This is a genomic window from Lapidilactobacillus luobeiensis (assembly GCF_024345205.1).
Taxonomy (GTDB): Bacteria; Bacillota; Bacilli; order Lactobacillales; family Lactobacillaceae; genus Lapidilactobacillus; species Lapidilactobacillus luobeiensis.
In genome coordinates this window covers 1-13,125 of the sequence record NZ_BROC01000004.1, presented here as the reverse complement: position 1 = coordinate 13,125, position 13,125 = coordinate 1, and the positions used below count along the sequence as shown (strand labels likewise).

The following is a 13,125-nucleotide window of genomic DNA, read 5'->3' as shown; positions in this document are numbered from 1 at the left end:
GTAAATTTAAAAAATGTAATGGGTAATCGTACTAATTAATATTATGGCTCTCTATCAGTACGTGGTATAAAACAAATAAGCTCATGTGCGTTATTCGACAAGATGAAACTCAGTAGAGAAATAAGTTCTAATATTTAGAACTCGTTCATGGTTATCAAAACTCAACACATGCCGTAGATCACTTAGTGGGTCAAATTCTGGAAGCATTCAAATTAGCAGGAATGATTTGCTGGGGATATTGAGTTAAATCTTTTCCTATATTAATTTCGAATTCAAAAAAAGATTTCAGATTTCCGTTTTGGAAATTGAAATCTTTTTCTAGTTAGAAAATATTTCAGTCTTTTCTAAAATCGAATCTGATACTTCGTTTGATAATGTTGGCGTTCGCCGTCTTGAAGACTGAAATCGCCATAATCATGATCGAAGATCGCATTCGGCGCGGTTTGAGCCTCGAGGGCGACACCGACATATGGTTGGCCAGTTTTAGTGAGATAAGGCTGGTCTGGGCCAAAGCCATTCGCGGTGAAGAGGACGATGGCGTTACGTTGAGAGAAAATCGAAACGCTGATGTTACTGTCGGGATCACTGAGCACGGCTACTGGGTCGTTATCAGCGTGGCGGTCGATCAAGTAAACATCGTCGATCCCTTTTTCAGGAATATTTTGCAGGCCTTCGATAGCCGCTCCCAGTGTCTTCTTGGTCTCAAAGCCATAAGGTGTGTCGGTATTGACCAGCGTCTTCCCTGTTGGGATTTTTTCAGTGTCAAGGGCTAGGCGGTGACTACTCTTCAAGAGGAGCTCCAAGTTCTTGATATTCTCATCACCAGCGTTGAGATTGAAATAAGCGTGGTTGGTTGGATTAAAGACGGTCTCGCCATGGCTGAGAACATTATAATCAAGCAAAACTTGATTGTCATCGGTTAAGGTGTAGGTCAGCGTCACATCCAGATCTCCTGGGAAACTATCATCTGTGCTGGTGATCTGATGAGTAAAAATGATTTGATTAGCAACGACTGTGCTGTCCCAATTGATCTGGTTGAAGCCGTGGGGGCCACCATGAAGGGTGTTACCACGTTCATTGGGGGCGACTTGATAATCGTGCTCACCGATCTTGAATCGTCCTTTTCCGATCCGTCCGGCAACGCGACCGATCGACATATTGAGATATTGATTGGTGGTTTGATAATCGGCGATTTTAGCAAAATTCAATAACAGGTTCTGAGGACCTGCCGCTGTTGGAACTAGCAATTCGTACCAGTTAGCGCCATAGGATAAGCAAGAGATCGTCATTTTATTGGCGTTAGTCAGCGATAATTTATAGACCGGTTCGCCGTTGACCGTGTCAAAAAGTGTTTTATTTGTGATCATTACAGTGTAACTCCTTTCATTCATCATTAAGTCTAAGCATTGGCCAGCTTGATGTCAACGCTTCCTTAGCGATAAATGGTTGCTTTTTTGATGAAGACAGGATTGCTCGGACGTGAGACAGACCAATCGTTAACGAACTAAATCAATGATCTCGGCCGGACGAGATAAAAAGTAGTCCATTTCTTGGAATTGGCCGTGATCATGCGCCCCCCAGCTGGCTAACGCAAATTTGGCGCCGGCACGATGGGCACACTGCATGTCATAGGCGGTGTCGCCGATATAAAGTGTTTCCTCGGCGGGGATCTGACTACGTTCGATCATTTTCAGCAAAGGTTCTGGGTTCGGTTTATGCTTTTCAGTATCATCAGCGGTCACGATGTTGGTGAAGTATGTTTCCAAACCGCGCGCTTTAAAATCATTGGTCATATCATATTCATTTTTGGAAGTGACGACACCGATCTCCACTGGGTATTCTTGCAAAGTTTTTAGCGTGTTGATGATCCCTGGGAAAATTTGTACCAAGTGTTTATAATCGTTGAACGTTTGGTGCCATTCATCTAACAGCCCAGCAACGTCTTTTTCTGGAAATCCGAGTTGGATCAGGCCATCATAACCGGGAATGCCATAGATGGTGACAACCTGTTCATAGGTATGATCCCAACCGTGCTGTTGGTTCAAAACATCAAGCAACGCTTCCATATAAGCACGTTCGGTGTCGATCAACGTGCCATCAATATCGAAAACAACATTTTTAATCAAGGGGAGAACCTCCAAATTTTATATTCAAATCTTATTGTCATTGTAGCATGTTTTACTTGGATCAGTGGCGACAACTTGAGGTAGGCTGAGTCGCAAAGTTGTTTGAACGCTTCTTTTTTGCTTTAATTAAAGCAGACTAGCAATAGGAAAGTGAGTGTGGTAATCATGAAAAGCCTAATCGTGATCGATTATACCAATGACTTTGTCGCCAGCACAGGTGCTCTGACTACAGGACAGCCAGGTCAAGCCATCGAAAATACATTAGTGGGGACGACCGAGGATTTTATTGCGGCCGGCGAGTTTGTGGTGATGGCCGTCGACGGGCATGATCCAACTGATCAGTACCATCCAGAAAACAAATTGTTTCCACCACATAATGTGATCGGGACCTCAGGACGGCATCTCTATGGTCAATTGGCAGAGCTTTATCAAGCACAACAGGATAAGATCTATTGGCTGGATAAGCGGCATTATTCGGCATTTTGTGGGACAGACCTAGATTTACGTTTGCGTGAACGGCGGATAACAGAATTACATTTGGTTGGCGTTTGTACTGACATTTGTGTTTTGCATACCGCGGTCGATGCCTATGATCTAGGTTATCAGATCGTCGTGCATCAACAGGCAGTCGCTAGTTTTGATCCAGTGGGACATGATTGGGCCCTGCGTCACTTTCAAAATACGCTTGGTGCGAAGATCGTTTAGGCGGTTATGAATTGGACTGTGGTTTTATATGGGTGATCCCGGCAAAGCTGCCCTGATGAACTAGCGTCTGTTCTTGATGACTTAACTAAATCGGTTGGTTTCCAAGCAAGTCCGCTTAGACAAGCGGGTATGTGATCGGGATGTCCAAATAGGCCGGATTTTTGAAAAAAGTTTAAAGGTTGTTTGCGAATTAACAATTGTAGTATTGTTCGTAGAATACAAATGCTATAATTTAATTAAATTATGAAAATGAGGTTACTCAATGACGGATTGGTTACTACGCTTTGTTAAGGGTATTTTTATTGGCTCTGGATTTATTTTGCCGGGGGTCAGTGGTGGCGCCTTAGCAGCAGTTTTTGGTGTTTATGAGCGCATTATTTCCTTTCTTGCCCATTTAACACGAGATTTCAAGAAAAACATCCTATTCTTTATTCCCCTAGGTCTTGGCGGGATCGCTGGCGTTTTTATTTTCTCCTTTTTAGTTAGTTATGCCTTTAAGTTTGAGAATCTGATCCTCTGGTTCTTTGTCGGCGCGATCGTAGGAACGGTACCGGCTTTATGGAAACAGGCTGGTCGTGAAGGGCGCGGCGTTAAGCATTGGTGGATCATGGGGATCACCTTTGTTGCTTTTCTGATTTTTCTTTTGTTTGGTAAAGAATTGTTCGGTGACGGGGTGGCGCAAAACTTTGGCACTTGGGTATTAGCCGGTGCCCTGATCGGCTTAGGGGTGATCATTCCCGGATTGAGTCCCTCCAACTTCTTGCTTTATATGGGCATGTATGATTCGATGGCGGATGGGATCAAGCAACTTAACTTTAGCATTATTATTCCTTTGGCGATCGGCGGCATCGCTTCAGTCTTACTATTGTCGAAAATCGCCGATTATATTTTTAAAAAGGCCTATGCTGAGTTGTTTCATTTTATTTTAGGTGTGGTTTTTGCTTCGACCATCATGATCATTCCTTTTGGCGCAAAATATACTGGGACGGGGATCGTGATCGCGATCGTGATGTTTATTGCTGGGACTGCGTTGGCTTATTGGATGAGTCAACTGGAAAACAAGTATCAGGCGGAGTAATTCGTTGACCGACACTTTTTTATGATTGGTATCTGTGTGATTGCTATGATTTTACCAGTAATGGTGCTATATTATAATTAAGTTTTAACCATTGTAGGGAGATGAGCCCATGCGCAAGCTACTGATGTTTCTAATTCCTGTCGTTGCTGTTTTCTTTCTATCAGCTGCGTTTGTTACGCGTGCAATCACCAAATTAGCTGATTATCCCAACTAATTGGTCTAGGTGCTATTCGGCACGTTTGATTTTGAAAATAATGATGAGTGAAGGTCGGTTTCTTGCCGCCCTTTTTTTGCGCGCAAAAATAGTGCCGTGAATGATCTTGATACGGCACTATTCCTGAAGGTGCTATCTTTACTTGTTGTTTCTGTGTGAGGGCAGTGGCGGACAAGAAATGGGTTTACGATCGAGCTACTAGCTGATCGGACTTGATCGGCTCATTAGTCTGAAACGATCGATCTGTGCTGCTCAGACCTGAACTTTAATGATCTTGACACCATAGCTGGGTAAGGTCAGGGTCCCTTGGGCGACTGGTGCTTGGCTGAGCAAATCACGACCAGTATATGGCCAAGTGACCGTTTCACTGGCGTTACCATTGTTGATGACGAAATAGTAACGGGCATTGGCTTGTTGGCGGCAAGTGATCTCAACAGTTGTCGGTGTTGTGAAATGCTCCCAACTGAATTGGGTGATCAATTGGCCCACTAAATGGTCGATACCAGCGGCAGCTAGTTGTGTCCCTACATAATAAGCATTCCCTTGGCCAACGTTGTGCTTAGTGACCACCGGTGATCCGGCGTAGAATTCACCGGCGCCATAATGGGCTAAGGCCTGGGCACCCTCGAGATGCATGATGTCACAGATCAGATCGCATTCATAAGCGCTTTGATCAGTGAAAATAACTTGACCATGTTTTTCAGGAGGAATAGCGTCAAATTCTTCGACCCAAACACCCATGAGCTGACGTAGGGGGCCGGGATAGCCACCGATAAAGACGTTATCATTACGATCGACGAGACCACTCATGAAAGTGGTCAAGAAATGGCCACCATTTTTAACATAGGTAGTTAGATTGTCGGCGACGCCTGACTTGATCATGTACAAGACTGGCGCTACAACTAAATCATATTTCGCTAACGCCTCGGCGGATAGATCGGTCGGAATCAAATCAACAGCGATATTTTGACGATAAAAAGCAGCATAATATCGTTGGATCTGGTCAACATATTTTAAGCGAATATTGGGGCCGCTGGCATATTCCAAAGCCCAGTAGTTATCCCAGTCGAAGATGATGGCGACTTTTGCTGGTGTACGCGCGCCTAAGATCTCGCTACCTAAATGCTGCAATTCTTTGCCCAGTGCCGCGGTTTCTCGGAAGACTCGGGTCTGATCAGTGTCAGCGTGGCTGATAACAGCGCCATGAAATTTCTCGGTCGCGCCTTTTGATTGACGCAATTGAAAAAATTGGATCGTGTCAGCACCGTGCGCCAGCGCTTGATAACTCATAGCGCGCATTTGTCCGGGGCGTTTCAGTGAGTTATATGGTTGCCAGTTTTGCTGGGATGGTGTTTGTTCCATCAGCATGAATGGTTCACCGTGTTTAAGTCCCCGCATCAAGTCGTGGTTCATGGCAGTGACACTAGTAGGGGTATTGTAGGCGGGATAATTGTCCCAAGAAACTAGATCCATTTCCTTAGCCCATTTGAAGTAGTCCAGGCCCTTAAAGGTGCCCATCAAATTAGTTGTGATCGGTGTTTCAGGGTCAAACTTGCGGATCGCCCGCCGCTCATCTTGATAATTTTGCAAGATACTATCAGACATGAAACGGCGATAGTCGATGGAAAGTCCGGCTAAGGTTGAATTGTCGTTGCCAATAGCATCGCCGAGATCATTAGGGGGGCAGATCTCGCTCCAGTCATAAAAAGTATGGCCCCAGAAATTGGTATTCCAAGCGGCATTAACGGCGGATAAAGTCTGATATTGCCGCTTGAGCCAAACCCGAAACGCGGCGGCACAGTTATCACAATAGCATTGACCGCTATATTCATTGGACACATGCCAGCAAACGATGTTGTGCAGGTGACCGTAACGTTCCGCTAATTTTTCAGCCAATTTTTGGCTATAATAACGGAAGGTCGGGCTATTGGGACAGGCATTGTGACGACCGCCGAAGCGATGATGTCGTCCTTCAAAATCGGTTCGCGTAACATCGGGATAACGTTCCGCCATCCAAGCAGGTAATGCCGCTGTTGATGTTGCGAGAACGATCTCGAAATGGTTCTCTGTTAAAAGTTTGACGATCTGATCCAATGTGGAAAAGTCGTAACGTTCTTCTGATGGTTGTAATTGAGCCCAAGAGAAGACGTTGATCGTGGCTTCGTTGATGTTTGCCTTAGTCAGTAATTGCATATCTTTGTACCAAACTTCTTGGGGCCATTGTTCAGGATTGTAATCACCACCGAACAAAATACGACCAAATTTCTGTGATGCGCTCATGACTTGCCTCCTAGTAATATTTGAACCTGATCCAGTTAAACTCATGGATAATTGACAGTAATCGCTGTGCTAACTGCTGATCAGATCCCTATTTCAGCTTTCAACCAGATTCTAACTGACAAGTTGCTAGAAATGTCGTACAATTTGAAGATAAACTATTAGTATTTGAACATTATTTTAGGCCTAAATGAAAGGAGAAAAAAGGTGTGCGCGTGGTTTTTACTCAAATCAATGCCAAGTTACCTTTATATTTGGAAAGTATCGGGTATGATTGGCATCAGGAGACAGTGCTGCGCCCCCGTGGGTATGATTACTATCATTGGTTACAGACGATCCACGGTCAGGGCAGCTGTCGTGTGGCGGGACAAACTTATATTTTGGGACCCGGCGATGCGGTCTTATTCAGTCCCGCTATTCCTCATGAGTATTGGGCAACGACCCCTGATCAATGGGAAACACAATATCTGACTTTTGGTGGCGCCGGTGTGATCCCGATCTTAGGCCAAAATTTAACGGATTATCGATTGTTGCGGCGAACACCAGCAGAATTGCGCCATTTTATCGCCGAACATGGACCAGAAGTGGGCGCGACAGCTGATCCAAACGAACTTTCCTTATTGATCTATCGCTTTCTGCTGTTGTTGAATCAAACCTGGCAAAATGGGCAACAACTCAGTCGCCAGTACGCAACGATCTTACAAGCGACCAAACATTATCTTGACCAAAATTATCAAAATCCGATCACTAATCAGGAATTGGCGCATCATTCAGGTTTTTCTTCGCAACATTTGAACCGTCTGTTTAAACAGGCATATCATGTGACCCCTTTGCAATATCTGAACGATCTACGTTTACGAAATGCGCAGACTTTGTTATTAAGTCAACCCCAATTGACAGTAGAGCAGATCGCGATCCAGACTGGGTTTAGTAGCGCCAGCTATTTCATTGCCCAATTTCATCAGCAACTGCATTTGACGCCGCGACAATTCCGACGCTTGCATTGAGCATGCAGACTGGTGCTGAATGTGGTATGATGATTGCTCGCTATTATTGGCTCGCATTGATCCAGTCATTCAAAATTAAGATAGGAGTGGCGTGAATGTACGCACCTAAGGAACGAGAAGCAGAAGAACAACGTGTGCATCAAGTCGTAGCGACGATCCAGCGGGAGCTACAACAGAATCAGACCAAGTTGCTGAATGCTGCTCAAGAAACCCGCCAGATCGAGTTGACCTATGGGGATACGGCTAAGATCAACACATTAGAAGTCGATGATCGCATGGAAACCAATGCGGCGGTACAGCAACAGAAGCAATTGGTTGCATTGGCGGTAGAAAATCAGACGATCTTGGCCAAGCGTCAGGAACGGCTAAAGCGACTTGCGCAGTCGCCATACTTTGGGCGAATCGATATTGCTGAAGGCCAAGAGCAGGACACACTTTATATTGGCACGGCCACTTTGATGGATGAAAATGATGAAGAATTTCTAGTTTATGATTGGCGTTCACCGATCGCTGGTGTTTATTACAATGGCACACTAGGGTCAGTGACCTATCCCACGCCACTTGGACCGCAGCAAGTGGCGTTACAACGTAAACGCCAATTTACGATCAAAGCGGAACAGATCACGAATATGTTTGATACCGATGAGACTGTTGGCGATGAGGTGTTACAGGGGGTTTTGGGAGCGGCCGCCAGTTTATATCTGCAAAACATCGTCGCCACGATCCAACGCGAGCAAAATGAGATCATTCGCAATACCACGGCTGATGTTTTGGTCGTGCAGGGCGTTGCTGGTTCCGGCAAAACATCAACGATCCTGCAACGTTTGGCCTATTTACTTTATCATAGCCGTAAACAATTATCGGCGGAGCAAGTGATCATGTTCTCGCCCAATCATTTATTCAGTAATTATATTTCTCAAGTTTTACCGAGTTTAGGCGAGAAAAATATGCGTCAAGTGACTTTGCATGAATTTTTCGAAAAAAGGCTGTGGGAAGTTCAAGTTGAAAATCAATTTGATCGTTTTGAAAAGGATCAACGTTCATTACCAGCGTCTGCACAGCGCTTGCGACATTTCCTTGAGAGTACAGAATTGATGACGTTGATCAAACAACAGGTCGATCGATCCGACTTCTGTCCTGAATTCACTGACTTATTATTGGCGGGCGAGCCAGTGTTGACGCGTGCGCAAATGCAAACGATTTGGCAGAAATTACCGCCGACCTTAACGATCGCGGATAAGTATCAACGAACTAAGAATCAATTGATCCGTCTATTACAGCGCCGTGTTCGTCAAGCAGTCAGTGAAGATTGGCTCCAGGAGCAATTAGAAAGTCTGAGTGAACTTGACTATTTAGCGTTGATCGAAGACACAGAATTCACTGCCGATGCCGACGAACGCTATTTTCTAGGAAAAAAATTAGCGCAAAAGCATTTCGCGCCGATCTATGAGGCCATTTACAATGACTTCTTCTTAGACTTGACGCAACAATATGTTGGTCTTTTACAACAGATCACACCGCCAGGAGTTACAGTCACCAGTTGGCAAGAGCGGACACTGACAGTCGTCAGTAATTTTGAACGGCATCAGTTGGCCTTGAGTGATACTGCGCCGATCTTGTACCTTCGTGATTTGATCACCGGTGGCGGTCAGAATCACCAGATCCAGTATCTTTTCATTGACGAAATGCAAGATTATTCACCGGCACAGTTATTTTACATCCACCATGCCTTTCCTTTAGCTAAGCTGACGTTGTTAGGGGATGCAGCTCAGGATCTATTCGCTCATGAAACGTTACAAGGCGAATTATTACCAGCGCTCAAACAACTGTTCCCGCGACAAAAAATCAAACTTTATTCGTTGAATAACAGTTATCGGTCTACTCAGCAGATCACGCACTTTGCAAGTGCCTTATTGCCGAATGCGCCTCAGATCTTAGCGTTCAGTCGCCCGGGACCACGACCTAAGTTATTGGTTTGTCAACGGTTGATCGAACTGAATCAACAAGTTAGTCAGGCTTGCCGGGAATTATTGACTCGACAGACGATGGTCGCTGTTTTGACTAAAACGCAGCAAGAAGCAGAACAGATCTACGCGACTCTACAAGTCGATGCGCCAGTGACACTGATGACCGAGCAGACGCATCATTTACAAACTGGGGTCATGATCATGCCGATTTATTTAGCTAAGGGTTTAGAGTTCGATGCGGTGATCGGCTATAACGTTTCGGCGGAGCTGTTCGATTCGGCTAATGACGCTCACATTTTGTACACGATCGCCTCACGAGCCATGCATGAATTGCTACTGATCTCATTGGGACAGCCTACTGCCTTGATCACACGACTTGACCAAGATCTATATGAAACAGCACCACCACTACAATAGCAATAGTAAAAGCCCTCTCAGTTTTCGAGAAGGCTTTTTAAGTATGATCGCGATTTGGTTTTTTGATACGGATCGTTTAATAAAGGCTAAAGCGGAGTCAATGTTAACGTTTTGGTGAATGATCACCCTAAGACGATGAATAAGATCGCACTGAAAATATTGAGTAAGATCGGTAGCGCCAAATTATGGGTTCGCAGGTAGCTCAAAGCGAAGAGCCAACCGAAAGATGCTTGAAGGAATGCGGGCATGAACCAAGGTTGGAATTGTAGCAAGGCGAAGAGTACGCCACTGAACAACATCCCTAAAACGATATTAAGTGGCGTTTCTGTTCGGAAAAAGTAATTGAAGAAAAATCCATTGATCAAATATTGATCAATGATCGGGATCAGGATACCACTGATCAAAATATTCAGCCAAAAGCCGATATCAACAACTTCAAAGACGGTTGCGTCCCGGGTAAACGCAGGAAGAGTGCCATCGACTTGTAGCCAGGCGATCAGTAGCGTCAGCACCCCGACCGCAAGAAACATAACGATAATAAAACCGAATGCGTTATTGAAAACATCACCTAAAGAATTGAGTCGATCAGAAAAATAGTGTTTTTCTAAATTAAATTGACGAATGAAAAAAAGCAAGGTCAAGGCCGCGATACTGAAGAAGAGAATCGTAAAGAGACCAGATATTTTATTTTGATCAAAGGCCATGGCGCCAAGCCAATTCGTAATGACCGTTAGCGCAAGAAAAATAATAAAGCGAACTGAATTACCTAGACGTGATGCTGGACTTTTCATTGTTTTACCCATCCCCAACTTAGTTGTTATCACCTAAAATCATACAATAATCAAGGCCAGAATGCGACCATTACCGTCATAATTAAAGAAGCCTCAAGTTTTTCAGTAGACCATAGCGTATCCCTTCGTTGCACCATGGTCTATTGAACTGAGGCAAGTCAGTCGGGATCATCCTGATAAATCAGGGAGATTTGGTCAGGTCGGGGAGCGTGGGCGGTCGGATCGCGATCATGTGATACGGATGTGGCGCAGATCAGCCAGCAAAAACTCGTGCCCATCAAGGAGGACGCCATCTGCGGTAAAACCAGTCACATAACCGCCGATTTCTTCGACTTTATCATCATTGAGTCGAATACTGTTTAATTGTAGACTGATAGCTAAATGCTGGTTAAAGGCTGCCAAAAGTTTTTCCGTTAGTTCCTGTCGCGATTGTTGCGGTTGCCTAGCAACGATCTTAGTCGCAAGTTGATCTTGTTTTTCTAGCTGTTGCGTATGATCACTTAAATAAAAACCGGCCCATTTTAACATCCCCCGGTCATGATATTGTTTGAAGAAAGCCGCCACGATCCGATCGAAATCTTCACTCATAACTATTACCGCCGTTGTGGCCGCCAACGAGGCCGGCTCGCTGGATCGCCGTTCCGCCGCGAAGCAAACTACTGGCCTTGACGACCGTTTTAAAGCCATATTGTTGTCGCAATCGATCAATGACAAAATCGCGTTTTCGCCGTTGGACTTGAATTTGCGTTGTTTCAAAGAAATTCAATTGTTGGTTTTGATCAGTAGTCAGCTCTCCGTAACTAACACTTAGATTCCGCAAAGGTGCACCAGTCCAATGTGCTCGAAAAAGGCCGATCACTACCTGAGTGAGCTCATCGTTTAAGTTAGTCGGCGTGATCCTAGTTTGATGAGAATAAAATGCCCGCCCAGTTTTCGCTGATTTCTGAGCCTGACCAAGAGAGATCGTGACCAATCCAGTCTGTAAATGGCGTTTGCGGATCCGGGCTCCCACCTGTTCGGCGATCTCTCGTAAAACGACCTCGATCTCTGGCGCTTGGTCATAATTACGTGGCAACACTTGGGAATTACCATAGCTTTTACTGACAGGCTGATATTTCTGAGCGATAATACTACGGTCGATGCCCCAAGCAGTCGCAAATAGCTGGGCGCCGATCACCCCCATATTTGCTTGAAGCGCATAAGGATCAGTATGGGCCAGCTGATACATATTAGTGATCCCCAACTTACCGAGACGGACCGCAGTACGTTGACCGATCCCCCAAACGTCTGTCAGATTTTGGATTTTCCAGATCGTATCAGGAATCGTTTGATAGTGCCAGGTCGCCATCAGCGAGTTACTGTGCTTGGCCTCGATATCCATGGCCAATTTCGCTAAAAGTGGATTGTCACCGAGCCCCACTGAGGTGTAGATCCCCATCTTAGCGCGGACCTCTTGCTGGATCTGACGGGCGGTTTCTTGTGGGTTACGGCCATATAAGTGCCAAGATTTAGTCAAGTCTAGCATGGATTCGTCGATCGAATAGACGTGGATATCTTCACGGGCCGCGTATTTTTGATAGATCGCATTGATCTCTAAATTCTTCTTGATGTAGAGATTCATTCGTGGTGGCACTTTTAATAATCGGGGATCATCAGGCAATTCATAATAACGGGAAACATTACTGATGCCATACAGTTTTTTTGCCATTGGTGAAGCTGCTAAAACTAAACCGCCACCACCGGTATTCGGCGCATGGGAGATGACGACAAGAATAGACTTGAGTGGATTAAGCCCGCGTTCAACGCTCTCCACGCTGGCATAAAAAGATTTGCTATCGATCATCATGATCGTGCGAACCGGTTCTTGTCGATAATCGAACATAGGATAACCTCCAGAAATGCGAACATACGTTTGCTTTAATGATTTAAAATTACTCCTTTTTGACGGATTTTGCAAGTGACTGTGATACTGGAGGATCACTTTGAAAAGTGCGGCTTCTGTCTTTGCTGTGTTGCCTGATTGCAGATGTAGTTGGGTTCGGATATGGACGCAACCGCCTCAGGGCGTTGTTGTGGCTGGAACGCAGTGGACGCTGTTTTGAGCCAATTCAAAGACCGAATTGTCTCAAAATCAGGTCTTTGTCTAAGTGATAAATCACTAAGACAAATTTCACTGCTGAGCCACACGCCCTGAGGCGGTTGCTGGACAGAATGGAGCTTATCTGCAATTGAAGCGAAGTAGTTGATGAAGCGCTTTTACTAGTGTAGCAGTCAAAATGCTATCATTTCATTTTGCGAGAAAAGTCCTGTCAGCTGTTTGGCCAGAGTTGCCAGCAATGATCTAGCTAATTGTTACGATGTCACTATCAGTGCGAACTTGTGACCACTAGCCATGGTCGTTAACTACGTGGGAATTTGTTAATTCATACGAGCAGGCACTATGGCGTAGCAGCTTGATTTGCTTAGAACGGTTGAGCGGGCGGAGTGGAGTGTGGCGGGTAAGATCGCCGTGAAATTGGTCTTAGTGGCTGTGCCACTTAGAC

The 13,125-nt window shown here is 45.1% G+C and carries 10 protein-coding genes; 4 read left to right on the top strand and 6 right to left on the bottom strand.

Annotated elements, in window-relative coordinates:
• Window positions 1–344: 344 nt before the first annotated feature.
• Window positions 345–1,367 carry an aldose epimerase family protein gene (locus OCU21_RS02040; protein ID WP_261805840.1) on the bottom strand — a complete coding sequence of 341 codons (1,023 nt, stop codon included), beginning with the start codon at window positions 1,365–1,367 and terminating at the stop codon, window positions 345–347.
• A gap of 129 nt (window positions 1,368–1,496) precedes the next feature.
• Window positions 1,497–2,126 (bottom strand): HAD family hydrolase, encoded by a 630-nt coding sequence (locus tag OCU21_RS02035; protein ID WP_261805839.1) that lies wholly within the window; start codon window positions 2,124–2,126, stop codon window positions 1,497–1,499.
• Between the two features lie 165 nt (window positions 2,127–2,291).
• On the opposite strand from OCU21_RS02035, the gene OCU21_RS02030 reads away from it, so the two are divergent.
• Entirely contained in the window at window positions 2,292–2,831 is a 540-nt protein-coding gene (locus tag OCU21_RS02030) for a cysteine hydrolase family protein (RefSeq protein WP_261805838.1), read from the top strand.
• Between the two features lie 262 nt (window positions 2,832–3,093).
• The gene (locus tag OCU21_RS02025; RefSeq protein ID WP_261805837.1) at window positions 3,094–3,909 is read left to right on the top strand and encodes a DUF368 domain-containing protein; all 816 of its coding nucleotides are present in this window, start codon (window positions 3,094–3,096) and stop codon (window positions 3,907–3,909) included.
• Between the two features lie 466 nt (window positions 3,910–4,375).
• Here OCU21_RS02025 and OCU21_RS02020 read toward each other — a convergent pair whose 3' ends face one another.
• Window positions 4,376–6,403, bottom strand: a complete 2,028-nt coding sequence (locus tag OCU21_RS02020) for a beta-galactosidase (RefSeq protein ID WP_261805836.1) — start codon at window positions 6,401–6,403, stop codon at window positions 4,376–4,378.
• A gap of 212 nt (window positions 6,404–6,615) precedes the next feature.
• Between OCU21_RS02020 and OCU21_RS02015 the strand changes: the two genes are divergently transcribed.
• A complete protein-coding gene (locus OCU21_RS02015; RefSeq protein WP_261805835.1) occupies window positions 6,616–7,407 on the top strand; it encodes an AraC family transcriptional regulator in 792 nt (263 codons plus the stop codon).
• A gap of 95 nt (window positions 7,408–7,502) precedes the next feature.
• Window positions 7,503–9,791: an RNA polymerase recycling motor HelD gene (gene helD, locus OCU21_RS02010; RefSeq protein ID WP_261805834.1), complete on the top strand. Its 2,289-nt coding sequence runs from the start codon at window positions 7,503–7,505 to the stop codon at window positions 9,789–9,791.
• Between the two features lie 122 nt (window positions 9,792–9,913).
• Here helD and OCU21_RS02005 read toward each other — a convergent pair whose 3' ends face one another.
• The 3 genes from OCU21_RS02005 to OCU21_RS01995 all read right to left on the bottom strand — a co-directional run bounded on the left by OCU21_RS02005 (window position 9,914) and on the right by OCU21_RS01995 (window position 12,464).
• Window positions 9,914–10,582 (bottom strand): CPBP family intramembrane glutamic endopeptidase, encoded by a 669-nt coding sequence (locus OCU21_RS02005; RefSeq protein WP_261805833.1) that lies wholly within the window; start codon window positions 10,580–10,582, stop codon window positions 9,914–9,916.
• A 228-nt stretch (window positions 10,583–10,810) separates the two neighbouring features.
• Complete coding sequence (locus tag OCU21_RS02000; RefSeq protein ID WP_261805832.1) at window positions 10,811–11,170, bottom strand: hypothetical protein; 360 nt, start codon at window positions 11,168–11,170, stop codon at window positions 10,811–10,813.
• Complete coding sequence (locus OCU21_RS01995) at window positions 11,163–12,464, bottom strand: Y-family DNA polymerase (RefSeq protein WP_261805831.1); 1,302 nt, start codon at window positions 12,462–12,464, stop codon at window positions 11,163–11,165. The genes OCU21_RS02000 and OCU21_RS01995 overlap by 8 nt, the downstream gene beginning before the upstream one ends.
• Window positions 12,465–13,125: the final 661 nt, after the last annotated feature.

Excerpts from the sequence above, each read along its gene's own strand:
- OCU21_RS02040 (WP_261805840.1), bottom strand. The coding sequence starts at position 1,367 with ATGATCACAAATAAAACACTTTTTGACACGGTCAACGGCGAACCGGTC.
- OCU21_RS02030 (WP_261805838.1), top strand. The coding sequence starts at position 2,292 with ATGAAAAGCCTAATCGTGATCGATTATACCAATGACTTTGTCGCCAGC.
- OCU21_RS02025 (WP_261805837.1), top strand. The coding sequence starts at position 3,094 with ATGACGGATTGGTTACTACGCTTTGTTAAGGGTATTTTTATTGGCTCT.
- OCU21_RS02020 (WP_261805836.1), bottom strand. The coding sequence starts at position 6,403 with ATGAGCGCATCACAGAAATTTGGTCGTATTTTGTTCGGTGGTGATTAC.
- helD (WP_261805834.1), top strand. The coding sequence starts at position 7,503 with ATGTACGCACCTAAGGAACGAGAAGCAGAAGAACAACGTGTGCATCAA.
- OCU21_RS02005 (WP_261805833.1), bottom strand. The coding sequence starts at position 10,582 with ATGAAAAGTCCAGCATCACGTCTAGGTAATTCAGTTCGCTTTATTATT.
- OCU21_RS02000 (WP_261805832.1), bottom strand. The coding sequence starts at position 11,170 with ATGAGTGAAGATTTCGATCGGATCGTGGCGGCTTTCTTCAAACAATAT.
- OCU21_RS01995 (WP_261805831.1), bottom strand. The coding sequence starts at position 12,464 with ATGTTCGATTATCGACAAGAACCGGTTCGCACGATCATGATGATCGAT.